Annotated in this window: 26 protein-coding genes and 1 pseudogene; 11 read left to right on the forward strand and 16 right to left on the reverse strand. The window is 59.6% G+C overall.

Features of this window, described 5'->3' with window-relative positions; genetic code table 11:
- The first annotated feature begins 242 nt into the window (after positions 1-242).
- Positions 243-875, forward strand: a complete 633-nt coding sequence (locus GG26_RS00620; RefSeq protein WP_414388378.1) for a hypothetical protein — start codon at positions 243-245, stop codon at positions 873-875.
- A gap of 163 nt (positions 876-1,038) precedes the next feature.
- On the opposite strand, the gene GG26_RS00625 is transcribed toward GG26_RS00620, so the two are convergent.
- From GG26_RS00625 to GG26_RS00640, 4 genes and pseudogenes are all read right to left on the reverse strand, one after another.
- Entirely contained in the window at positions 1,039-2,031 is a 993-nt protein-coding gene (locus GG26_RS00625; protein ID WP_099812332.1) for a tyrosine-type recombinase/integrase, read from the reverse strand.
- Positions 2,032-2,128: 97 nt separating this feature from the next.
- The gene (accC, locus tag GG26_RS00630; protein ID WP_011429740.1) at positions 2,129-3,484 is read right to left on the reverse strand and encodes an acetyl-CoA carboxylase biotin carboxylase subunit; all 1,356 of its coding nucleotides are present in this window, start codon (positions 3,482-3,484) and stop codon (positions 2,129-2,131) included.
- Positions 3,485-4,018: 534 nt separating this feature from the next.
- Positions 4,019-4,178: pseudogene (locus GG26_RS00635) on the reverse strand (RNA-guided endonuclease TnpB family protein); the annotation flags it as partial.
- A gap of 267 nt (positions 4,179-4,445) precedes the next feature.
- A complete protein-coding gene (locus GG26_RS00640) occupies positions 4,446-4,856 on the reverse strand; it encodes an FHA domain-containing protein (RefSeq protein ID WP_011429738.1) in 411 nt (136 codons plus the stop codon).
- Between the two features lie 358 nt (positions 4,857-5,214).
- Here GG26_RS00640 and GG26_RS00645 point away from each other — a divergent pair, with 358 nt between their 5' ends.
- The 4 genes from GG26_RS00645 to GG26_RS00660 are packed head-to-tail and all read left to right on the forward strand — an operon-like array spanning position 5,215 to position 8,539.
- Positions 5,215-5,631 carry a rubredoxin gene (locus tag GG26_RS00645; protein WP_414388381.1) on the forward strand — a complete coding sequence of 139 codons (417 nt, stop codon included), beginning with the start codon at positions 5,215-5,217 and terminating at the stop codon, positions 5,629-5,631.
- Positions 5,631-6,635, forward strand: a complete 1,005-nt coding sequence (locus GG26_RS00650; RefSeq protein ID WP_414388383.1) for a photosynthesis system II assembly factor Ycf48 — start codon at positions 5,631-5,633, stop codon at positions 6,633-6,635. The genes GG26_RS00645 and GG26_RS00650 overlap by 1 nt, the downstream gene beginning before the upstream one ends.
- A 7-nt stretch (positions 6,636-6,642) precedes the next feature.
- Complete coding sequence (murG, locus tag GG26_RS00655) at positions 6,643-7,731, forward strand: undecaprenyldiphospho-muramoylpentapeptide beta-N-acetylglucosaminyltransferase (RefSeq protein ID WP_011429735.1); 1,089 nt, start codon at positions 6,643-6,645, stop codon at positions 7,729-7,731.
- A 19-nt stretch (positions 7,732-7,750) separates the two neighbouring features.
- Positions 7,751-8,539 (forward strand): endonuclease III domain-containing protein, encoded by a 789-nt coding sequence (locus tag GG26_RS00660; protein ID WP_414388385.1) that lies wholly within the window; start codon positions 7,751-7,753, stop codon positions 8,537-8,539.
- 3 nt (positions 8,540-8,542) lie between these two features.
- On the opposite strand, the gene GG26_RS00665 is transcribed toward GG26_RS00660, so the two are convergent.
- The 4 genes from GG26_RS00665 to GG26_RS00680 form a co-directional block, all read right to left on the reverse strand.
- Positions 8,543-10,387, reverse strand: coding sequence for a chloride channel protein (locus GG26_RS00665; protein ID WP_414388388.1), 1,845 nt, complete (start codon positions 10,385-10,387; stop codon positions 8,543-8,545).
- Positions 10,388-10,393: 6 nt separating this feature from the next.
- Positions 10,394-11,182 (reverse strand): type I methionyl aminopeptidase, encoded by a 789-nt coding sequence (map, locus tag GG26_RS00670; protein WP_011429732.1) that lies wholly within the window; start codon positions 11,180-11,182, stop codon positions 10,394-10,396.
- A 188-nt stretch (positions 11,183-11,370) separates the two neighbouring features.
- Positions 11,371-11,862: a DUF2062 domain-containing protein gene (locus GG26_RS00675; RefSeq protein ID WP_346426062.1), complete on the reverse strand. Its 492-nt coding sequence runs from the start codon at positions 11,860-11,862 to the stop codon at positions 11,371-11,373.
- Between the two features lie 207 nt (positions 11,863-12,069).
- A complete protein-coding gene (locus tag GG26_RS00680; protein ID WP_011429730.1) occupies positions 12,070-12,219 on the reverse strand; it encodes a hypothetical protein in 150 nt (49 codons plus the stop codon).
- 109 nt (positions 12,220-12,328) lie between these two features.
- On the opposite strand from GG26_RS00680, the gene GG26_RS00685 reads away from it, so the two are divergent.
- A complete protein-coding gene (locus tag GG26_RS00685) occupies positions 12,329-12,736 on the forward strand; it encodes an ATP-binding protein (protein ID WP_414388391.1) in 408 nt (135 codons plus the stop codon).
- Here the strand turns inward: GG26_RS00685 and GG26_RS00690 are convergent.
- On the reverse strand, positions 12,726-13,202 hold the full coding sequence (locus GG26_RS00690) for a DUF4168 domain-containing protein (RefSeq protein WP_011429728.1): 477 nt from the start codon (positions 13,200-13,202) through the stop codon (positions 12,726-12,728). The genes GG26_RS00685 and GG26_RS00690 overlap by 11 nt on opposite strands.
- Positions 13,203-13,973: 771 nt before the next feature.
- Between GG26_RS00690 and GG26_RS00695 the strand changes: the two genes are divergently transcribed.
- From GG26_RS00695 to ppc, 3 genes are all read left to right on the forward strand, one after another.
- Complete coding sequence (locus tag GG26_RS00695; protein ID WP_041438161.1) at positions 13,974-14,315, forward strand: DUF3155 domain-containing protein; 342 nt, start codon at positions 13,974-13,976, stop codon at positions 14,313-14,315.
- 201 nt (positions 14,316-14,516) lie between these two features.
- Positions 14,517-14,774, forward strand: coding sequence for a DUF3146 family protein (locus tag GG26_RS00700; protein WP_011429727.1), 258 nt, complete (start codon positions 14,517-14,519; stop codon positions 14,772-14,774).
- Positions 14,775-14,896: 122 nt separating this feature from the next.
- Positions 14,897-17,833 (forward strand): phosphoenolpyruvate carboxylase, encoded by a 2,937-nt coding sequence (gene ppc / locus GG26_RS00705; protein ID WP_414388396.1) that lies wholly within the window; start codon positions 14,897-14,899, stop codon positions 17,831-17,833.
- A 132-nt stretch (positions 17,834-17,965) separates the two neighbouring features.
- On the opposite strand, the gene GG26_RS00710 is transcribed toward ppc, so the two are convergent.
- On the reverse strand, positions 17,966-18,748 hold the full coding sequence (locus GG26_RS00710) for a Ycf66 family protein (RefSeq protein WP_099812336.1): 783 nt from the start codon (positions 18,746-18,748) through the stop codon (positions 17,966-17,968).
- A 166-nt stretch (positions 18,749-18,914) separates the two neighbouring features.
- On the opposite strand from GG26_RS00710, the gene GG26_RS00715 reads away from it, so the two are divergent.
- Positions 18,915-19,316: a hypothetical protein gene (locus GG26_RS00715; protein ID WP_011429724.1), complete on the forward strand. Its 402-nt coding sequence runs from the start codon at positions 18,915-18,917 to the stop codon at positions 19,314-19,316.
- On the opposite strand, the gene aroH is transcribed toward GG26_RS00715, so the two are convergent.
- The 6 genes from aroH to GG26_RS00745 form a co-directional block, all read right to left on the reverse strand.
- Positions 19,313-19,687, reverse strand: a complete 375-nt coding sequence (aroH, locus tag GG26_RS00720) for a chorismate mutase (RefSeq protein ID WP_011429723.1) — start codon at positions 19,685-19,687, stop codon at positions 19,313-19,315. The genes GG26_RS00715 and aroH overlap by 4 nt on opposite strands.
- Before the next feature lie 91 nt (positions 19,688-19,778).
- On the reverse strand, positions 19,779-20,468 hold the full coding sequence (locus tag GG26_RS00725) for a V4R domain-containing protein (protein ID WP_011429722.1): 690 nt from the start codon (positions 20,466-20,468) through the stop codon (positions 19,779-19,781).
- A gap of 56 nt (positions 20,469-20,524) precedes the next feature.
- Positions 20,525-21,004 (reverse strand): hypothetical protein, encoded by a 480-nt coding sequence (locus GG26_RS00730; RefSeq protein WP_011429721.1) that lies wholly within the window; start codon positions 21,002-21,004, stop codon positions 20,525-20,527.
- A gap of 45 nt (positions 21,005-21,049) precedes the next feature.
- Complete coding sequence (locus GG26_RS00735; protein WP_011429720.1) at positions 21,050-21,301, reverse strand: hypothetical protein; 252 nt, start codon at positions 21,299-21,301, stop codon at positions 21,050-21,052.
- Entirely contained in the window at positions 21,298-21,981 is a 684-nt protein-coding gene (locus GG26_RS00740; RefSeq protein WP_011429719.1) for a V4R domain-containing protein, read from the reverse strand. The genes GG26_RS00735 and GG26_RS00740 overlap by 4 nt, the downstream gene beginning before the upstream one ends.
- Before the next feature lie 151 nt (positions 21,982-22,132).
- Positions 22,133-22,351, reverse strand: coding sequence for an Hfq-related RNA-binding protein (locus GG26_RS00745; protein WP_011429718.1), 219 nt, complete (start codon positions 22,349-22,351; stop codon positions 22,133-22,135).
- A 382-nt stretch (positions 22,352-22,733) separates the two neighbouring features.
- Here GG26_RS00745 and gvpA point away from each other — a divergent pair, with 382 nt between their 5' ends.
- On the forward strand, positions 22,734-22,952 hold the full coding sequence (gene gvpA, locus GG26_RS00750; RefSeq protein ID WP_011429717.1) for a gas vesicle structural protein GvpA: 219 nt from the start codon (positions 22,734-22,736) through the stop codon (positions 22,950-22,952).
- Positions 22,953-22,963 lie beyond the last annotated feature (11 nt).

Raw genomic sequence — 22,963 nt, forward strand, 5'->3', positions numbered from 1 at the left:
TGGGGCTAAGGGAATACACGCGGTCCGGCGCTTATGCCATTTTATCCTTTTTAAGGTCTCGATCAGAGCAAGGTTGATCAGAGCAAGGTTGCAAATCCTCTACAGGTACAAGCATTAGGAATTGGTTCAAGGAAGAGCATCGCAAGAAGCAGAAAGCTCTGGTAGATTACAGGATCCTTCAAAACAGCTCCTCTCTGGTCAAAAGACAAGATCAGTTTTGGCTATCTCGTCGAGATGTTGTGATGATCTTTAGAACTCGAACTGACTACCTTAAGAAGGCGCTTGAGCTTGCATCGAAGCAAAGTAAGTTAATCAAAGACGTTCATTACACACGTTTTGGTAATGATGACACTGTTTACCTCTCTTTGCGAGGTATCTATGAGCTTGCCAAGGTTATGGGAGAGGTTCTCAAGCAAAACCACAGAAAAGACTGGTGTCAATATGTTAGCGAACGCATTGAACCTCAAATTCAGGTAATCGTCAAGAAAATCCAGGATCGACAAAGAGAGATAGAAAGGGCAAAAGATCTTGCAAGAAAAAGGGATAAAAATCTTTGTAGAGTTACTCGAAAAGCAGCCAGTAGCCTAACGGTTCATCATCTCTACTCTGAAGCGCACTATCCAAAGCTTGCAGCGAATCTCTCCAACCTGATTACCATAGCCGACGAAGTGCATTGCCACTTTCATCAGTGGATGGGAGGTTTCAGCAAGCCATGTACAATTGATGACTTCATTAAGTATGTTCTGGAATACTACCCTGAGAACAGACATCTGATCATCTGGTTGGAGCAGCAGAAGGCCAGCCTTGGCTCGCAGGTGCCTATGGGAAAGGAGAGAGAACATGTGCTCTACCTTCCTCTCCAGCGTGTAACTTGAAATAACCCATTCGATTGTTTTCAGGTCATTCCAAGCACCTTAGCCAGGTGTACCTGATTGATTTCTTTTTCGGGGCTGCCCTTTGGATGTCCGGCTTCCCTTTCTGTTAGCAATCTGAACCTCTCCCTACTAGTAATAGAGGCCACGGCGCAACAGGGGATCCCTAGATCAAGCCCTGATCCAAGATCGCGCGGGAATGGGCAATAGCTGCTCTCAAGTTGGCCCGCTGGGTGTAGCGCATCGTCATGGCGGCAGTCGTATGGCCCAGCAGGTGTTGGATGTGTTCGGGGGCAACGCCGCGATCCAGCAGCAAGGTGGCAAAGCTGTGGCGAAACTGGTGGGGGGTTTGGTGGCCCGGCTCGGGCTCGGTAAGCTTGAGCACAATATGACGTAGGCCATCGTAGGTGAGGGGACGGCCCCGGTAGGCCGGGCAGCGGGATTGGGAGACAAACAAGGGATCCGTCGGCGCGCACGGGCCCCGTTCTCGGCTCAGATATTGTTGCAGCAGCTCGGAGAGGGGATCCCCGACCGCCACAGCGCGGGGTTTGCTGCCCTTGCCACAGCGCACCTCCAACAGGGATCCCTCAGGGCTGATCTGAAAATCCTGCACCGTCAAGTCCAACAGCTCCTGTGCCCGCAGCCCGCACTCCAGCAGCAGGCGGATCAAGGCCGCATAGCGCAGAGAATGGCTCTGGGCCCGCTGCAGAACCCGCTGCAACAACAGCCGATCCAGGTCGCGAGGCAGACGGGCGGGCAGGCGGGCAGGCCGAATCGCCTGGGTGGGCAAGGGATCTGGAAAGTAGCCCCGTTGGCTGGCCCACTCAAAAAACTGCTGCAGCGCCAGCCGCTTGAGGTTGTAGGTGGCGGGAGAGGCGGGCGGATGAACCCACTGGCCGGAGCGGTTGCGAAATGGACGCCCCTTCAAGCTGTTTAAAAAAGACTGAACGTGGGACGGCTGCACCTGAGGCAGCGGCACCGGGCAAGTTTTGGCAAACTGTTCCAGGGCAATGCGGTAGGTGCGGCGGCTGGCCGGGGCCAGATCCCGCTGCCGCTCCTGCAAAAATTGCCCCACCAACTGGCTCAGGCTGGGCACGGGGCAGCTTGCCTGACGCTGGAGATGGGCCTGTTGAACCAAGCCGGGCCGGGGATCCCTCATCGGCACGACCAGCAACCCTCCACTCACCTTTAACTTTAGCCTCAACTTTTGGCCAGCGCCGTTCAAAGACGCTCTCTGGCAATCTCCGAAGGGATTGCTACTGGCCAGTCAGCAGGTGTTGGGCGATGAAATCCGTGTACACCTCGCCCCGCAAAAAAGCCTCGTGGCGCAGGATCTGCTGGTGGAAAGGGATCGTGGTGGGCACCCCGGTGATGGCGCATTCCCCCAGCGCCCGCTGCATGCGGCGGATGGCGGCTGCCCGGTTGGGCCCCCAGACGATCAGCTTGCCCAACAGCGAATCGTAATAGGGGGGAATGGTGTAGTCGGTGTAGATGTGGGAGTCCATGCGCACCCCCGGCCCTCCAGGAGGCAAATAGGCGCTGATGGTGCCAGCGCAAGGGCGAAACTGCTGCTTGGGATCCTCGGCGTTGATGCGGCATTCGATGGCATGGCCCCGCAGTTCCACATCCTTCTGGCGAAAGGTCAGGGGTTGACCTTGAGCGATGCGAATTTGCTCGGCAATCAAATCCAGCCCCGTCACCATCTCGGTAACCGGGTGCTCCACCTGGATGCGGGTGTTCATCTCGATGAAGTAGAACTGGCCGTTTTTATCCAGCAGAAACTCCACCGTGCCCGCCCCCACGTAGTTCACCGCTTTGGCTGCCTTCACCGCCGCTGCCCCCATGCGGGCGCGCAAGCTCGTGGTCAGAGCCGGGCTGGGGGCCTCTTCCAGCAGCTTTTGGTGGCGCCGCTGAATCGAGCAATCCCGCTCGTAGAGGTGCACCACATTGCCGTGGCTGTCGGCCAAAATCTGAAACTCCACATGGCGGGGGCGCTCGATGTATTTCTCCAGATAGATGCCCCCATCGCCAAAGGCCGCCTGGGCTTCCCCCTGGGCGGTGCGCATCATCTTCAGCAATTCTTGGGCATCTCTGGCCACCCGCATGCCCCGCCCCCCGCCGCCGGCGGTGGCTTTGATGATCACGGGATAGCCGATTTTCTCCGCCAGCCTCACCGCTTCCTCGTCAGAGGTGATCAGCCCGCGGCTGCCGGGCACGGTCGGCACGCCCACCGCCTGCATGGTCTCGCGGGCCGTGGCTTTGTCGGCCATTTTGCGCATCGCCTCTGGCGAGGGGCCGATGAAGATCAAGTTGTGGTCGGCACACATCTCGGCAAATTTGGCATTTTCCGCCAAGAACCCATAGCCCGGATGAATGGCAGTGGCCCCGCGGGTGAGGGCTGCCGAGATGATGTTGGGGATGTTGAGATAACTTTTGGCCACTGGGGCTTCCCCCACACAGACTGCTTCGTCCGCCAGTTGGACATGTAGAGAGTTCTGATCCGCAGTGGAGTAGACAGCCACGGTGCGGATCCCCATTTCCTGACAGGTGCGGATGATGCGCAGGGCGATCTCGCCTCGGTTGGCAATCAGGATCTTGGTAATGGGCGGCATGGAGAGCGTTCCAAGTCAGAAGAACCCTGGCCGCTTAAGCCGGCGGCCCGTGCAAGGTAGGGTACGTAGGTGCTGATCCTACTATGGCAAGCAGACGGAAGGATCCAGATGGGGATCCCGTATCCGATCAATCCAGTTGACACCCTAGCTGAGGCTGCAGGGATCCAGCAGAATCCCGGTGGGTCAAACTCTACATCTCCGGATACCCATCCGGACGGGATCCGAGGATTTTCAGGTAGAGGTTGATCTTGGCGCCAGCACTTGCATGGGGCGAAACTCTGGATCAGCAATAACTCTCAGCTCCCCTCAGCCTGTACAGACCTGTTCAAAACCCAGGCTTCTCCGGGAAGCTCTCCCAGCCCGATTCTGACGGCAATGGATCCCTCCATCTCTCTCTAGTTGTCGGAGCGAGGCCATGGCCCCAGCCACTCTCCGCCGCGAAAGCGCCAGCGGGGAAACAAAATCCGCATCACCACCCAGAGGTAAAGGCAAACCCAGACTACAACGGAATCGCTTCCCTTCCCGTTGGCCAATCTACAAGTACTGGTGGCAGGTCTGAGACCTGTAGGCAGGTGGCACCCACACCATCGCTACCCCTGCCCACAGCACTTCGTAGGTAATCAATTTGCCGCAACTGGTAGGACGCCCAACTACTAGCGCGACGCCGCTCCCTTCTGGAGCGTGGCTGCCGGTTACTCCCTCGGCTCGCGCCAGCGAGCTGTAGGCCTTTCTTGGTCGCCGGCTCTGGAGTTGGAGCCGGCTTGCAGACTGCGGTCAGCGCTTGCTGCCCAGTAGCAGCCTACCCGTTCCACAGTGGCGGGCAGCGCTCCTCCCCACCACTGGCGACGGCAAGCTGCAGGCCTCTAAATCAGGGAGCTGCCGCGCTGCAAGGAGTTGAGCATCCCCCGCCGGCAACCATCCTACCTCGCCAAAACCTTCCCCCTGACTGATGAGTCGGCTCTCACAGGCCAACGATCTGGGTATTTTCAAAGGAGGAGAGAATCCTGTCCAAATCCTGAGCTTGCAGGGAGTAGGTGGCAGTAGCGTCGTTGCCAAACTGGATCTCGTCTCCGTCCTCAAGATCGCGAAACTCCACCCGCTCCCCCCGGATGTAAAGGCCGTTGGTGCTGGGCGTGCCATGGATGTCTCCATCGATGATTTGGTAAGTAAACCCATCGGGAGAGGAGGGAGATTCGGTCTTCACTAAAATGGCGTGGTGGCGGGAGACGTATTGGGAGTCGATGCGGATGCTGTTGCTCGGATCCCGCCCCAAGGAATAGAGCTCGGCTGTCAGCCAGTAGGCCTTTGGCCCGTGGCGATCCTTGACGATCAACACGTGGTTAAGGGTAGGTCGGCGAGGGGGCGTGGTCATAGCGGACACCCACTGGCACAACACGTGAATAGGATAGTCAAAACATAGCATGGGATCCGAGGCGTGAACCCTGGCCGGTTTGTCTGCCAGAGCCCTTGCCCTGCTGGCGAGTGAGACGACGTTCCTTGACGCTGCCAGAGAGGTGTCAAGAGAGGCCAGGTATGCCCCTGTTCAAGACCGAGTCCCAGGGGATCCCATCTCGTGGCTGTTTTTAACTCCGCAAAATCTCCCTGCCCCCTGAGTTGGCAATCGATGCTTTGAGGAAAGGTCTGAGAAAGGAAAGGAGCAGAAGGCCGAGTAGATTTTTGTAACAATTCCTCTCATAATAAGATTTGATGATGCAAATGCCTCCCAGACCATGAATGGCTCGCAACCGGATCCCCTCAACCAGCCCAAGCCCTCTAGGGTACCGAAGCTGATCGAGTTGCCGGAAGATGAAACCGATGCACAGGTTGGCGATCCCCTGCGCATGCAGCGCTATGAATGTCGCTCTTGTGGCTATGTTTACGAGCCGGCCAAGGGGGATCAGCTCAATCGGATCCCGGCAGGTGTGCCCTTTGAGGAGCTGCCCGCCGACTGGAGATGTCCGGTGTGCCGCGCCGGCAAGCGCCTGTTTCAAGCGGTGGGCGCCAAGGGCAAGCCTTCCGGTTTTCAAGAGAACTTGCGCTATGGCCTGGGGGTCAATGTGATGACCCCTGCCCAGAAAAACCTGCTCATCTTCTTGGGGTTGGCGCTGGGATTTTTGTTTTTGATGAGTTTCTATTTCGTCGAGTGATGGCCAAAATGCTTAAGCTCTGGAGACTGGTGCTGCTAGCTGCCTTCTCTCTCTTGCTGATGGCGGCGCGGATGCCGGACATGAAGGTGGTGCCCTGGCAACAAGTCGAGGTGCCCACCCAGAACATTCTGCTGGACATTGCTTTCACCGGCACCAACCCTTCTCATGGCTGGCTGGTGGGCGATAAAGCGACGCTGTTGGAGTCTCAGGATGGCGGCCTCCACTGGCAGGTGCGCAAGCTGACGGCACTGGAGCCGGAAGCCTATCTGAGCTCGATTAGCTTTGCCGGAGCAGAAGGCTGGGTGGTGGGGCAGCCGAGGATCCTCCTCCACACGCTCAACGAGGGATCCGACTGGACATCCATTCGTCTCAGCAAGCAACTGCCGGGGGAGCCGATCCTAATCCAAGCCCTGGGTCCTGGAGCGGCTGAGATGGTAACCAATGTGGGGGCCATCTACCGCACGGAAGATGGAGGACAGACCTGGCATGCCCAGGTGGAAGAGCCGATTGGGGCGATTAAAAACATTGCCCGCGGCCCAGGAGGAGAGTATCTGGCCGTGTCGTCGCGGGGCAGCTTCTACTTTCTCTACACTCCAGAAAGCCGATCCTGGAAGCCGTATCCGCGGGAAAGCTCTCGCCGCATTCAGAACATGGGCTTTGGCCCCAACGGCAGCGCCTGGAAATTGAACCAAGGCGCGGAGATCGCCTTCACGAGTGACTTCACCTCCGGCGAGTGGTCCAAGCCGTTGCGACCCGGGCGTGCCCTCAGCTTTGGCTATCTAAATGCGGCCTACCAGAACGACCACGACCTCTGGGTGGTGGGCGGCGGCGGCACTCTGATCCACAGCCCCGATGGCGGCAAAACCTGGGAGGAGGCCAAGAAATTGAGCAACATTCCCGCCAATTTCTACAGCATCGAGTTCTTTGGCCCCGACCGAGGATTTATCTTGGGGCAGCGGGGCACGCTTTTGCGCTACCTTGGCTACAGCAATTCCCCGTCCTAGTCCTAGGGTGAATGGAGACAGGAGGGATCCCACCTCACCACCACGGCTGCTGGTGGCGGCCAGCGGGACGGGGGGGCATATCTTTCCGGCGCTGGCCGTTGTCGAGCAGTTGCCCACCTGGCAGATTGAGTGGCTGGGGGTGCCGCAGCGGCTGGAGGCGAAGCTGGTGCCGGACCGCTACCCGCTGCACCGAGTGGCCATGTCCGGCTGGCAGGGATCCCCCTGGCAGAAGCTGGGATCCCTGGTTCAGTTGGCGCGGGCAACGCTGCAGGTGCGGCAGATCCTGGCTTCAGGCCAGTTTGACGTGGTGTTGACCACCGGCGGCTACATCGCCGCCCCGACCATCTTGGCAGCTCGCTCGCTGGGGGTGCCGGTGTTGCTGCACGAGTCCAACTGCCTTCCGGGCAAGGTGACCCGCTGGCTGGGAAGATTTTGCCGGCTGGTGGCCCTGGGCATGGCGGAAACGGCAGAGCATTTGCCAGGGGCAGTTACCCGGGTGGTGGGCACGCCAGTGCGGGCGGAGTTCTATCAGCCCCAGCCCTTGCCCGCGGATCTGCCGATTCCAGAGGGGGATCCTTTGATTGTGGTGATGGGGGGGAGCCAGGGGGCGCGGGGCCTGAACCGCCTGGTTGCCGCCTGTGCCCCCGCCTGGTTGGAGGCAGGGGCGTGGATTGTGCATTTGACCGGCGGCAGTGAGGTCGGGATCCCTTCCCACCCCCGCTACCGCGCTTTTCCTTTCCGCGCCGATGTGGCCGCCTTGCTGCAGCGGGCAACTTTTGCCATCAGCCGGGCTGGCGCTCTCAGCTTGGCGGAGTTGTGGGCCACCGCCACCCCGGCCATTTTGATCCCCTACCCCTTTGCCGCCGAGGATCATCAGTACCACAACGCCCTGGCTTTTGTGGGTCGCGGCGGGGGAGTGGTCATGCGAGAATCGGAAGCGAATCTGGACTTGCTGCGGCAGACGGCCCTGGCCTGGTTGGCTCAGCCCCAGGTGGTTGCCCAAATGGCCGCCAACTTGAAGGCGACAGCTCCTCCTGCTGCCAGCAAGGCAGTTGCCCGCCTGCTCCAGGAGATCTGCCGAGATTCCGCCCGTTAACTCCCCCAAGGGGCCAGCCGTGGTACAGCCGAGATTGGATCGGGATCCTCTTGCCCGCCGCCTGCCTGAGCCTGCCGCAGCCATGGAGACTTCAGCCTGGCTGGAACCTCGTCCTGGTGAGGCGAGCCCCAACGCCGTCGTGCTGGAATCACTGTTGGCGCGCCTGGAACAGTGCTTTGGCATCCCCCAACGTCCTCGCAGCCCTGATGGTCTGCCCCTCTATCCCGACCTCTTGGACGAATTGGTGGGCACGATCCTCTCCCAGAACACCACCGACCACAATAGCAGCCGCGCCTTTCGCGCCCTCAAAGCCGCTTTCCCCTCCTGGGAAGCTGTCTTAGCTGCTGATCCAACCAAGCTGGCCCAGGTGATCCGTCCCGGGGGCCTGGCCCAACTCAAAGCAGCCCGCATTCAGGAGATTCTGGCTGCCATTGTCCAGCGACAGGGATCCCTGAGCCTGGACTTTTTGCGGGATCTCGACGACGCGGACGCTCTGGCCTATCTCCTTTCCCTGAAGGGGGTAGGACTGAAGACAGCCGCCTGCGTGCTGTTGTTTGGCCTGGGCCGGGATCTCTGCCCGGTGGATACCCATGTGCATCGGGTGGCCAACCGTCTTGGCTTGGTGCGGGCCAGACACCCCGACGACACCTTTGCCCAACTGTCGCCGCGGATCCCGGCGGGCAAGGCCTATTCCCTGCACGTCAACTTGATCCGGCTGGGCAAACGCATCTGTAAGGCGCGCATGCCCGAATGTGGCCGCTGCCCTCTGCGACACGAATGCCCCTCCGCCCTGCTGCGGCAGCGCTGATCCCTAGTCTGCCGGCGCAGGGGAAGAGGGAGTGGGCTGGGCAGGGATCCCGTTTTCGACCCCACCTGGGGCAGGAACTTCCGGCTCGAGGACTTGCCGCACAGATTCGATCTCTTGGGAGAGCAACACCCGCTCCCGATCCAAGAGGCCAACCACATGCTCCGGATCCTCCCGCGAGACCACCGGCAACTGGCGCAAATCGTATTCGTACAGCGGCTCGGCGGCCACCGCCACGGCTTCGTCGGGGAAAGTGGTGAGCACAGGCGACTGGCTGACCTGCTCCACCGTCAGTTCGGCCACTTCCCCGGCCTGCTTGTGGGCCAGGGCCCGCTCCAGGTCTTCCAGGGTGAGAATGCCCCGCAGCCGCTCTTGCCCGTCCACCACCAAAGCGCTGTGGCACTTTTGCTGCAGCAAGCGCTCCAGCGCCTCCCGCAGGGGCGTATCCTGGGGTAGCAGCAGAGAAGGGGGCACCATCACCTCTTGCACCGTCAGGCCCTTCGGCTCCTGCCTGCGACGGGCGGAGGGGTAGATGGCCGGCGGGTGCAACTGCTCCGTCAGCCAGATACTCAGGCCCACCGCCGCCATCACCGGCAAGGCGATGTGGTAGTCCCGCGTCATCTCAAACAGCAGCAGAATGGCCGTCAGGGGAGCCCGCACGCTGGCCGCCAATACCGCCCCCATACCCACCATGGCGTAGGCGGCAGGGGGAGAGAGGGCAATAGCAGGCAAAGCCTTTCCCACCACCTGGCCGTAGCCTGCCCCCAGCACCGCTCCCAAGAACAAAGCCGGGGCAAAGGTTCCCCCGACAAAGCCGCTGCCCACGCTCACCGCGCTGAGGAATACCTTGCCCAGCAACAGCAAGCTAAGCTGGCCGAGGGAAAAGGGCACCCCCTGCAAGATCGACTCAATGGTCTCGTAGCCCACCCCCAGGGCCAACGGGATCCCCAGGCCGACACAGCCCAGGATCCCACCGCCCAGAATCGGCTTGCTCCAGGCTGGCCAGGCCGCCAGGGGGCCACTGCCGAACAGGTGCTTGACCCATTCCAGTGCATAGCCGAAGGCGATGGAGACCAAGCTGGCCAAAAGGCCCAAACCCAAATAGAGGGGCACCTCCAGCAGACTGTGCAGCTCGTAGGCGGGCAAGACAAAAGCCGGCTGCGTAATGGTCGGCAGCAAAAAGGCCGGCTGCGCCCCCAGCCCCACCTGGGCAATCAGGGCCGACACCACCGCTGCCAACACCACCACACTGACGGCAGAAGTGGTGAACGTGCGGGCCAAAGCCAGCTCCAGCGCCAAAAACACCCCGGCAATCGGCGCGTTAAACCCCGCCGCCAGCCCCGCCGCCGCCCCGGCGGCCATCAACAGTTGCACCCGCTCCCGCGCAAGGCGCAGGTTTTGCCCCAGCAGGCATCCCAGTAGGGCCCCGCTTTCCACGCTGGGGGCCTCCGGCCCAAGCGCAGCTCCCGCCCCCAACGAGACGGCGGCAGCCACCAGCTTAAGTGGGATCCATTCTGGGCGAGGGGCGAGAGGCCGGTTGGCACTCACCAAACTGGAGAGGCTGAGGTTGGGGAAAGGCAGAACCACCCCCAGGGTGCCGATCAACAGACCCCCCAGCAGCGGCGCCAAAATGGTTGCCCAGGATCCCAGCAGCAACAGGCCGTGTTGTTGCGCAGCCCTGACAATGCTGTCGACGAGAGTATCCTGCAAAAGATAGCGACACCAGCCGATGAGATAGCGAAACCCGATCACCAACAAACCTGTGCCCAGCCCCGCCGCTGCCGCCAGCAGCAGCAGCAGATTCTCAGAGGAAAGACGCAGGCGGGGATCGGCAACGCTAGCGCTATTCATACCTGCTCAAGGGCCGGAGGAGGGTAGGGTCAGGATCTCCACGCCGGTTTCGGTAACGGCAACCGTATGTTCAAACTGGGCGGAGAGCTTGCCGTCTGCCGTCACAGCAGTCCACCCGTCTGCAAGCACCTTCACCTCCCACGTGCCTTCGTTGATCATCGGCTCGATGGTAAACACCATGCCGGGGCGGAGTTTTTCCCCCTTCCCCCGTTCGCCGTAGTGGGGGATCTGGGGCGCCGTGTGGAACTGCCGTCCTACCCCGTGGCCGACAAAGTCCCGCACCACGCTGTAGCCCTGGGACTCGGCGTACTCTTGAATAGCAGCCCCAATATCCCCAACTCTGCCGCCTGGCCTCACGGCGGCAATGCCCCGCCGCAGGCACTCTTCCGCCACCTCCACCAGACGCCGCGCCCGCTCGGAAGGCTGCCCGACAAAGAACGTTTTGGAAGTGTCGCCGTGGTAGCCATCCAAAACGGGGGTGACATCGATATTGATAATGTCCCCTTCCCGCAGGACCTGCTTGGGGCTGGGAATGCCGTGGCAGACAACGTGGTTGACGCTGGTGCAGATGGACCTGGGAAAGCCGTGGTAGCCCAGAGGGGCGCTCCTGGCCCCGTGGGCCCGCGTCCAGCGCTCCGCCTCGTCGTTAAGCTCTTGGGTGGTGACCCCCGGCTGCACCATCGGCTCCAGGTGCTTGAGCAGATCCGCAGCCAGGCGGCAGGCCCGTCGCATCTTCTCCAGCTCCCGCGACGAGAGCAACACAATCGGCTGAGGAGCTTGGGTAAGCTGGCTCATGCCCGTCTGCAAGGCGGATCCCAACTGTTCCCCCCATCGCTGAGAGCGGCGGCTGAGATCGGTTAATAGCGATCGCATATCTTCCATCGTCAAACCCTTCTGTTCTCTGAAGTTGGATCCATCTCCGAAGTCTGAGGCGGCAGGGATCCCGGCCTAGCTCAGCTTTGGGTTGGGCCTTTTGAGCCGCCCTACATCCCTTCACAGGAGACCCGGCCCCTTCTCCGCCGCCGGCGGATCCACTCCACCAGCCACAGCCCCAGAAAGTAGCTAACGAGGGCGCCCCAAAACCCGACAAACGCACAGCCCACCAAGAGTGTGGCCGACACCTCCAGGCCCCACTGCATCCAGTTCTGAGCTACCACCAGTTCCGAAGTGGCAAAGGCTGTTCGGGATCCCAGCAGCCATTCCCCCACCCGGTAGTTAAAGGCATAGATCGGCACATAGGTGAGGGGGTTGCTCACCCAAGTTCCTGCCGCCGCCACCAGCTTGTTGCCCCGCAAAGGAACGGCCAACAGCAGGGCCACCAGGGTTTGAAAGCCGAAGATGGGAAAACAACCCGCAAAAACTCCCGCCGCCAGGCCGCGGGCAATTTCTTTGGGGGAGGATTGCATTCGCAACAGGCGCAGATACAGGTACCGCAGCCAGCGCCTCCAGCCCAGATCCCGGCGGGGCCAAGTCAGCGCAGGTTGAGACTCAAGATAAGGCCCAGCGGATCCCGGCGAACCTGCGAACCAAGAAAATGGTCTCAGCCATGAGAGGGGGCTCATGATGGGGAGCGTAGAAACTGAGAAAAGGTGTTAAGCCCTGTAAATCCATTGTATCTTTCCTGCTGCCGAAGACAAAGGGCTATCGGCAGATCCGCGCCGAGGAATCGCCTCAGGGAGTGGCTAGCTGAGCTTGTCCACCAAGGCCAGCACGAAGTTGAGGCTCAAGTAGGAAACCAGCGCCAGTAAGAACAGAAACAGCGCAATGCTCAGCGCAGCTCGCAGAGATCCCGCCTGGACTTTGGGGGCGGGCCTTTCAGGCGGAGTTTTCATCCTCAGGTCCCAGAAAAGATCCTAGAAGACTCCAATTCTAGGATCTCATCCTGGAGAGACGGGAGCGGGAAGATTGCCAAAAAGTTGCTCAGTACCCCAAGTGTAGAGTTTGGCCCCCGACCCGCTAACGGGGTTACCAGAAAGCGCCTTATATCCCCTGCCCAAAGATAGGGGCTTTACGGCGCTTTCCGGGAAATTTACTCCTGCCCAGCACCGGATTAACCTACAGGTCACCAGCGCTCCTCCTCACCTGGAAATCCAAATTGGCAACACCGGCATCATCATCCCCCCTGCAGAACAAAAGTGGGTATTTGAGAAGTTTTACCGCGTGCCCAGCTCGGATCCCCGGCGGCGGGGAGGGACAGGGTTGGGCTTGGCCCTTGTGCAACAACGGGTAAACTTGTTGCAAGGGAAAATCTACCTTAACAGCGAGGCCGACCACACTTGTTTTACCTTGCGGTTGCCCCGGCTTCTTTCTGTCTCCGGCCAACAGCAGTCAGCTCAGCCTAGGGCCTAGGCGTCGGGGTGGCTGGCTGGGGAGAAGCAGAGGATTCCCTTTCTTCGATCACTTTTTGCAAGCGGGCCCGCACTCGCTGGTTCAAAACGGGATCTTCGTTGGCCAAGGTCATCAGCTCGCGATATTCGGCCACCGTCAGCCCCTGCTTCTCGACAATGCGGCTGGCTTGGGTTTCCGTGCGCTGCATGATCTGCTCGTACTCTTCTTCGTTCTGGGTCTCTCGCAACTGAGCGCTGGCTTCCCGGATCAAAGGATCCAATTCCAACAGAATCTGCACCAACTGCTCCACCTGAGCATCGGTAACTTGCTCTGGGGTTAGAGTTGGGGAAGCTTGCGGGCTGGGAGCCCCCCCTGTAGCCGCAGAAGGAGTTGCAGCAGGACTGGGGAGCGGGGTTGCCTCCTGCGCCCAAAGCGGCGGGGATCCCAGAATCAATCCCAGACTCACCAGCAACGCGAATTTCCTCATGCCCAAAACTCCCTCGACCTAGAGTAAACTACCCGGCTCCGACCGCCTCCCTTCCCCCCCAACCCCCCGCATACCAGGGGCAGGGAGGCGGGGGGATGGAAGGGAGTACGAAGCGGGGCTCCTGCAGCTTCTACCTGAGACCGACCGGAACCCTTATGGCTCAGGTCATCCCTGAAGCCAGAGTAGCAAGAGGTCTGTCTGCCGTCTAAGGGTTTAACGCAGTACGGGAAACCTATCCTGGACATATTGTAGAAACGGAAAATTGGTTGTACAGTCGTAGTACCCTCTCCAAAGGCTGCTCGCCCCGCGAGTATTCCTTTTGGTGAAGCTGCTCTAGGTTTGCGCAGTTGCAATTGGCCAACCCTAATCCCCACTAAGGAGAGTTGCCCGTACCTGGGTTTAGGTATGTGTTCTGTTGAGCGTTCCTTATTGTCGATGCTAGCTCAGAGGCCAGATCGGAAGGGAGTCTCCTGCGCTGGCAGTTGACTTTCTTCGCAGGCATCAGAGCTAATCGATACCCTATTTCTCTTTGCTCCCTTCCGGGGAGAAAGGGTTTATTTTTCAACTGAATAAGCAGTTTCCCGGCAAAGTTCTTGGAGGGGAGACAGAGGTAAGTTGCCTTCCTTTTCCGCTCGTGGAGGAGGACGTTCGTTGTCCTTTGTTATTTCTGTAAAGGATGATAACAAAAGCCGGTAGAAGTTATTGATTTTCTTAGGTATTGCTGATATATTTTTTAAGGTTGTCTTGTAATCCTTCTACAGGAGGCTGACATTGGTCAGGAGAAGAAAGCGTAAGAGCCGCCGTCGTTTGGAGGGGCGCAAAATTTTAGATTATATTCCTCAATTTAAATTAGATAGCGGCGAAGAAAAGTCTGTAACCGCCGCCCGGAGATACATACAGGAAAACTCTATTCAGCCGCCTGCGCTGATTCTGGTTCGGCGAAACGAGCACACGATAGACCGATTTTTCTGGGCGGAGAAGGGACTATTCGGCGCGCAATATGTCGAAGAAAATCACTTTCTCTTTCCCAGCTTACGGGCTTTGCTAGCGCAGGTTGCGGCTGAGAAGCCGGAGAAAAAATCTTCCAAGGCTCTGGCAACTGCCGCTCAATAGTTTCTATATCAATACCGGCCTCAGGAGCTGAAGAAACAGCCCCCCCACGGGGGGGCTTGCTTTTATCCTCGGCAAGAGAACCATCCAATTAACGGGATCCCTTTCCACCTAGCATCTATCTAGCCCCTCATCGCCCATCTTCGACTTCTCGGAGAGGGGTTTGCGCGCTACCTTACAGGGGATCCCGTCGGGAGGTTCTGGATGAGCCGACTGCCGCAGACCACCGCCCATGTACAAATTACCCGCCGCTCCTGGCAGGAGGGCGCCATTGAAGGGGAAGTCAACGCCAACGGTTGGGTTTGGCGCTTTTGCTGGCGCTTTCGATCCGGGGAGCTGAAGGTGGAACCCTCTGTAGGGCGGGCCTTGATTTGCGATCCCTTGAGCCGTTTTTTGGAGAAATCGGATTACTTACTAGAGCCCGGCAGCAACTACTCATTTGTTATTCGTAGCCGCCTCTAGGGATCCCTGGGCAAACAGGGGGAGAGTTGGCCATGCTGCCGAGACAGCTCTCCTCCAAGAGTAATCTGCGCTTCCAGCGAACAGGCTCTAATATTGGGATGGTTGTTCTAGGAGCTGCCTTCATGACCTCTTCCTCCCACCTGACGACTGCAGAGCGGGCAGTGGGTTCTGCCAACGGCCTGAAGGAGGCCCCTCCACTGGCGGAACGGGATCCCTTGGCCCGTGCCCTCGCCGTGGATGAAGCGCTCGACCGCAGGAACAACCTGTTGAATCGCCGCCTGCAAATGGTGGAAGAACTTTGGGAAGCCGTAATCCTGCAGGAGTGCGGGCAGCCTTTGGTAGATCTGTTGCAGCGGCTGCGCTCCATGTGTTCCCCTGAAGGGCAGGCCTTGGAGTACCCCATCCCGGAAGTACTACAAATTGTCGAGCATCTCAGCCTTGATGCAGCCATTCAAACGGCCCGCGCCTTCGCTTTGTTCTTTCAGTTGATCAACATCGTTGAACAGCACTACGAACGGGCAGAAGACTCAGATATGCGCATGGTGGACAGCCAGCAGCGCACCGTGCGGGAAAACGAAAAATTTGAACGTCTGTTCCCTTACCTGCGGCTTCAGGGGGTGCCGCCGGGACTGCTGCGCCGGCTGCTGGAGCGGCTGCACATCCGCCTGGTGTTCACCGCCCACCCCACCGAGATCGTCCGCCACACCATCCGCGAAAAGCAACGGGCCTTCTCCCACTTGCTCAGCCAACTGGACTGGGCAGAGCAGTCTCACCCTCTGCAGGCCCACATGTTGAGAGAACAACTGGCGGAGGAGGTTCTGCTCTGGTGGCGCACCGACGAGTTGCATCAGTCCAAACCGACCGTTCTGAACGAAGTCGATTACACCTTGCACTATTTTGAAGAGGTTTTGTTTCAGGCTATCCCTCTGCTGCATGAGTACCTCAGCCGCAGCTTGAAAAAGTCCTTTCCCAGCGTCGAGCCACCGCCGGCAGGCTTTTGCAACTTCGGCTCGTGGGTGGGCGGGGATCGGGACGGCAACCCTTCCGTCACTGCCGACGTTACCTGGCAAACGGCCCGCTACCAGCGCAACCTGATTTTGGGCAAGTACATCGAGTCCGTGAAGGCCCTCACCAAAACCCTGAGCGTCTCTTTGCACTGGGGGGATGTGGACAGCCAGTTGCTGGATGTCCTTGAGCAGGATCGCCGCCGCATGCCCGAGGTTTACGAGTCCTTTTCGCTGCAATATCGCCAAGAGCCCTACCGGCTCAAGCTCAGCTACATCCAGCGGCGGCTGGAGTTGACGCGGGAGCGCAACCGCAATTTGGCCGACTCCGCTTGCCTGCCTGTCCCGCCCCCTCTGGACAACGCCTACGCCAATGCAGAAGAATTTCTGGCCGACTTGCAGCTTATTCAGAGCAGCTTGAAAAACAGTGGCCTCTCCTGCCGCCAGTTGGATCACCTCATTTGCCAGGTGCAGGTCTTTGGCTTCCATCTGGCCCACCTGGATATCCGCCAAGACAGCAGCTACCACGAGGCCGCTCTCACCGAGATCTTCGAGTACTTGCGGATCTTGCCGCGGCCCTACAGCGAGATGACGGAGGAGGAAAAAACAGCTTTTCTCCTGCGGGAGCTGCAAACCCGCCGGCCCCTCATCCCTCTAGAAGCTCCCTTTTCCGATAAAGCGGCGGAGCTGATTGCCACCTTTCGCACCCTGCGCCGGCTGCAGCAGGAATTTGGCATGGCCATGTGCCAAACCTACGTGATCAGCATGAGCCGCCAGTTGAGCGATCTGTTAGAGGTGCTGCTGCTGGCTAAGGAGGTGGGCCTTTACGATCCCATCAGCGGGCGCGGATCCCTGGCGGTGGTGCCGTTGTTCGAGACCGTTGAAGACCTAAAGGGGGCGCCAGAGGTGCTGCGGCAGTTGTTGGAGATCCCCTTCTATCGCCAGTACCTGGCCCAGCAGGAAAACCTACAGGAGGTGATGCTGGGCTACTCGGATAGCAACAAGGACGCTGGCTTTCTAAGCAGCAACTGGGAGATCTACAAAGCCCAGCAGCGGCTGCAGGCGGTGGCCGAGTCCTATGGGGTGAAGTTGCAGATCTTCCATGGCCGGGGTGGCTCGGTGGGGCGCGGGGGAGGGCCGGCCTACGAGGCGATCTTGGCCCAGCCGGGGCGCAGCGTGGGGGGCCGCATCAAGATTACTGAGCAGGGAGAGGTGTTGGCCTCTAAGTACTCTCTCCAGGATCTGGCCATTTTTAACCTGGAAACTGTTACCAGCGCCGTCATCCAGGCGAGCCTGCTGCGCACCTACCCCAACGACCTGCACGAGTGGTCGCGCCTGATGGAATCGCTGGCAGAGCGCTCTCGCCAGGTGTACCGCAACCTGGTCTACGAGCAGGAAGGCTTTGTCGAGTTTTTCCACGAGGTCACCCCCATCGAAGAGATCAGCCAACTGCAGATTAGCTCCCGCCCAGCTCGCCGCAGCGGCAACTCGAAAGATATCGGATCCCTGCGGGCCATTCCCTGGGTATTCAGTTGGACACAGAGCCGTTTTCTCTTGCCCGCATGGTATGGAGTGGGCACCGCTCTAGAGGAATACGCGGCTAAAGGCGAACACAACCTCAACCACCTGCGGCATCTCTACCGCGAGTGGCCCTTCTTCCGCATGGTGATCTCCAAAGTGGAGATGACCCTGGCCAAGGCGGATCTGCAAATTGCCCGCCACTACGTGCGAGAGATGAGCTCCCCCGAGCGCCTGGAGCGAGCGATGGAGCTATTCGAGCTCATTGCCCAGGAGATGTACCGCACCCGGGAGATGGTTTTGAAAATTACAGGACACAAGGAGCTGTTGGAGAACGACCCCTATCTGAAGCGCTCGGTGCAACTGCGCAACCGTTCAATCGTGCCCCTCGGGTTTATCCAGGTCTCGCTCCTCAAGCGCCTGCGTGGCAAGCAAAAATCCCATTTCCACAACACCCAGTACAACCGCGCCGAGCTGCTGCGGGGAGCTCTGCTCACCATCAACGGCATCGCCGCCGGTATGCGCAACACAGGCTGAGCACCGACTCTTCCTGGGGATCAAGGATAGCTACGGCCCTCTCCAACCGGCCTAGGATATCTCCGGGAGCAAGGCGGTTGGGAGTTGCCTCAGCAGGAGCAGCCCTCAGGCCAGGACGGCTTGAGGGTGAGGTCAGAACAAATCATCTTCGTACTCGTCTGGCTCCGCCTCTTGCACTTCCACCGATTCCACCTCGACAACACGGCGGGAAGGACGACGAGGTTTTTCCTCAACGTAGCTCTCACCCTGGTCTTGAGGCAGACGGGGGGGACGACGGCGGGTGACTGTGCCTCGTTCTTCCTGCACATCCTCGGGATAGTCCTCGGCAGCCGAGCGGCGAGAGGGATCCGGCTCATCGTCCTCGGTGTCCCGACGGAAGCGGGTCTCTTGCTCCTCGTAATACTCCTCCGCTGCCGGGCGAGGGCGGGGGCGCACACGGGTATCGCTGGTCAGTTGGGGCCGCGGGCGACGAGCTGGCTCCTCGCTGCGTTCAGGAATGGAGCGGCTGGCGGAGGAGGTGTCGCGAATGCGGGATCCGCTAGGCCGCGTGGAAACGCTGCGCGTCTGGGCATAGCCATCGGGTGGATAGGTGCGGCTAAAGCCCCGGGGCCCCACGACCGGACGCACTCCACCCCCCTGCCGTACCTTTTCGTTCAAGAGGATCCGCAATCGGAAGGTTTCGAAGGCAAACCAGCCAGCTATCACCGCCAGCAGCACCTGGGCAAAAAACAGCAACGGGATGAGCCGCTGACCCTCCAGAAGCAAACTGATGGAATAGATCAGGCCCATCGTGGCGAAAATCACATCCGACTCTGCGGAAGCCTCTCGCTTGATGAACCGAACCGCAAAGATGGCCCCACTGGCAATTGCCACCAGCGCTGCCATCAAAAAATAGGGGCTTTGGGTGAGAAACATGCCAGGGATCCCTAAACTCCTGAAAACAGGAAGGCGTCAGGCCTTACCCATTTCGCAGCCGATCTTAACATCGATCCTCCCAGGGACAACCATCCCGGTTTTAGGGCAGGATCCCTCAAAGGAAGGGGATCGGTGCTAGGATGGCCTGTACATTCCAGTAGGCTTCATGCTGTATCTGGCGCGGGTAGACAAGAAAAGTCTTTTTGGCCAGGCGGAGCTGCAGCTCTTGGCCCAGCAAGCCGAGGGTGGGGTTTGGGCGCCGCTTCGCCAGCCAGAACGGGTTACCTCTAAGGAGGCAGCCTCCTACAACGTGGGGGTATTGCTGCTGGTTGAGCTTGCGGAAAATCGGCAGGTGCAGCGGGTGGAAGAGGCGGCGATGAAGTTGGTGGAGATGTTGCACAGCCTCTCGCAGGCCCGCAGCCTGGCCGACCTGGCGGAGATCGAAAGCTGGCGTCAATCTTTGACCCGGCAAAGTCAAGAGCTGAGCCGTCGCGAAGCGGAGATGGCCGCTCTCCAGGAGCAACTGCAACAGTGGGAGGCTCGGCTGCGCGAGAAGCTATCCTCCTAAACTGGGCTGAGATCAGGCCGTAGCTCGCGGGCACCTCGCAGATAGACGTGGTGCATCTCAGCCTGGGCCAGCGGGGTGTTCAGTTGGATCAAAACGCGGATACAACGGGGCAGAGCGCCGTTGACGTCCATTTGTTGCACGTCCAACAGAGGCACCAACTCCCAGCCGGGGCGGCGGCGGGCAAATTGGGCAGGAAAGGCCGCGTTGAGATCGGGGGTAACGGAGAAAATGACGCTCACCAACTCCGCCGGATTGATGGCGTTGCGATGTTCCAGGGCGTCCAGTAGCTCGTTCACCGCAGCGCCAATGGCCTCGGCAGTGTTTGCCGGAACGGTGATGGCCCCTCGGATTGCTCTGACCCGCCACCCCAATGGCTACACCCTCAAGCGCTTGAGCTCGTCCTGCTTCCAGAGAATTATACAGACTCGTCCCGACGGGATCCCATCCCGCTGCTGGATCTGGTTACGGGGCGGGCTGTAACAACTTCTCCAGGATCTGGTCGTGGCTGAGGCCGGAGTCCACCCAGGCCTCTCCTTCCTTGAGGCGGGCGGCAGCGGTCAAGATAAATAAGTTGCTCTTCGCTCCCAAAGCCTCGCTGGTGGTTTGCACACAGCCCAGATCCTGGCCGGTCAGCTGGCTAAACCAGGTGGCCAACAGCCCTGCCTCCAAAAAGCCCATCGGGCGCTTGAAGTGGGGGGGTGTGGCAGCGGCAAAGGGAGAGTTGCGGATCGACACCACCAGCACCCCCTGATTTTTGTAGGTCCAGTCGATGTCGATCAGCCCCCAGCCGTGGGTCTTCCAGGCTTGTTTGAGATTTTGTAAAAAGAGCCCCATCTCCAGCTCGGACAAAGGCTTCTGGTAGTAGTCGGAGAGCTCCTGGGCAAAGCGGCGGAAAAACTCTTTGCCCCACATACGGCCACAGTTGCGCAATACCAGGCGGGCGGCCTGCCCTGTCTCGTATTCCAAGCCGGTGTAGATGCCTCGTAGCAATGCTTCTGGAAGGGCCAAGAGCCGGTCGCCGTGGCGACTTTCCAGCAAACCGGACTCCAGATCGCCTTGCAGATAGGCGCTGGGCGCGTAATAGTTGGCCAAAACAGGCGTGTAGGGGTCAAAGTCGGCGAGGCTGCTGGGGATGGGGGGGGTGCTGGCCATAGGGGATCCCTGGGTTATCAGTATCGGTAAGTTACCAAAAGGCGGTGGGGAAGGTTCTAGGCGGATTTGAGGCCGTTTAAAGAGAGCAAAGCTGCCTGCACCTGGGTGATCCAGGGGCGGATGAACTCCAGTTCGCCGGGAGTTAGGTGATCCCTAAGCTCTTGCTGAAAAGTCCGATGGACTACCTCATAAACGCTCTGCAGCTCGTACAGGCGCACCTCCTCTTCCATCCACTCGATCAGCCGCTCCTTCAAGAGGTTTTCGTCCTGCAGCAACATGGCCAGGGCGCTCTGACGCAGCAACAGGAGCAGGTGCCGCCGGCACAGGTTTACCGTTTGCGGAGAAAGATTGGGCATCTCCTTTTGAAGGGTGTCTAGGGTGCGGCTCACCATCTGGCTCTCCCCTTCCCGTACGACCCGGTACACGTGCAGCCGCTTTGGCCAGCCGAGCACATAGGCTTTGAGCTGCTCCAGTTGCTCCGGCGTGAGGTAGCGGGCCTCGGCCTCAATTAGCATCTGCTCCAGTGGGCTCACCATCTCACTTCTCCAAAGTGTTGGTGGGTGCTCAGCGGGTGTCGGCGTTCAAAACAGGCTGAATAAATCGGCCAAAGTAATCGGTTCCTCTTCAGGCTGGGGCGGCAGCGCTGCCGAGAGGGATCCCAAGGAACGGGCCGCCAAAGCCAGGGGATCCCCCGTCCAGGGGATGGAGGCAAAATGCTCTCGCACCCGTACAAAAGGCATGGGCAGCGAGGGGTCTTGCAGAGGGCGGTTATCCCAATTCAGGCGAGCAAAAAAGCTCTGCACCGATTCTTCCAGAAAAACCTCTGCTGTCATGGCTTGGTCACTCCTTGACCGGAGCGCAACTTTTGGGCAATTTCGCTGGCGCTGGCCCCTTCGTTGAGCCAAAAGGCAGCCGCATCGATGCGATCTTTGCTGCCGAGCAAAAACTTACAGTAGCTTTCTCCCATGGAGTAGCACTGGATCTCGATGCAGTTGAGCTGCCGTTCCACCATGGCGCTGAAAAACCCGGCAAATAAGCCAGCGTAGAGATGGCAAACCGGCTTGCCCACATCCCCCAGGGTGCGGGCCACGGCGGAGTCAAAGAGGTTGATAAAAATAAACCCCTGCCGCCGGCTCTCGGTCTCCACCTCCCAGCGCCCCCAGCCTTGCGAGGTCAAGGGCCACCACCAGGTTTCCAAGAGGAACATCAGGTGGCTCTGCTTGGGTTTGCGCCGATACTCTTCCTCAAACCAGTGGGAGAAGTGGATTGCATCGTTGCGGCCCCACTCGCGGCCAATGGTGTACATCAAGGAGGCCGAGGCATCCCCCACTTCTTCTTCCAGGCCCTGTTGCAAACCTAGGATAAAATCCTCGCTTACCAAGACGTTGCGCGCGCCCGTCCAGTCTACTAGGGATCCCTGGGAGCGGTCGAAGCGAAAAAAATCCTCGCGGCTGTAGTGGTTATGCCGCTGGGCGACAGGTTGCAGGGCAAGCTCGATGGGGCCGGTTGACATGGCTAGAGGGGAGGAGGGTAAATTTTTTCACACTTCTTGCTGAATCATAGCCTTTTCGCCGGGGGCTTTGGCCAGAGCTGTCGATAGGTGCGCCAAAGAAACCCTTGCCGCCGGGAAGCCAGCGACGGCCAAGGGCTGCAGGGGTTTGGGTTTAGGAGGGAGGTCTGACTTTGACGAAGGCGATGGCGGAGCGCCACAGCAGCGATTCTTGTCCCTCAGCGTCGGCCAAACAAAGGCAGTCGGGATCCTGCCAGCGCAACTGGCCGACGAAGACATCGCCGGTATTGAGCTTAACCTCAACGATTTCCCGATCCCGGATCACCCGCTGCAGGCGACGCACGCTTGGGATCCCGGTGTTGAACTCGGTCACAGCAGCCCTCTTGGCCAGCGGAAGGACGGCATGTCGGCAAGCGCACTGCTCTCAGTATAGGGGATCCCTGCCGGCCCGCACCCTGACTTGAGGGCCTCTCCCCGGGACGCTCTCACCCTTTGACCCATTTTCTCTACCAGCGGGTACTATGAAGGCGGGGTGGCGCTCGGAGGAGACGGCGACTCTTGTCAGCCCGTCACGTTTTTTAAGCGAATCTACGGGTGTTCTCCCCGAAAAAAGCCAGCACAATGGGGCTGGGGTGATACAAGGGGCGGGTGTTACCCCAGGGGGCCGATCCAAGGTTAGGATCCCTTCCAACCTGCAATTTTGCCGCCGATTCGTCTTCAACCATCCAACCATCATCAGTGCAGGAGAGATCGTCATGGCAGTTGAGAAAGTGAACTCTTCTTCCAGCCTGGCCGAAGTGATCGACCGCATTTTGGACAAAGGGATCGTGGTCGATGCCTGGGTGCGGGTTTCTCTGGTGGGGATCGAGCTGTTGGCCATTGAAGCTCGCGTTGTCGTGGCTTCGGTGGAAACCTACCTGAAATACGCCGAGGCGGTGGGCCTGACGGCTACTGCTGCTGCCCCTGCCGTCTAAGTCTGGCCGTC

Origin of the sequence: Synechococcus sp. 'PEA 65AY6A-5F PE A' (assembly GCF_047462575.1) — a bacterium.
GTDB lineage: Bacteria > Cyanobacteriota > Cyanobacteriia > Thermostichales > Thermostichaceae > Thermostichus.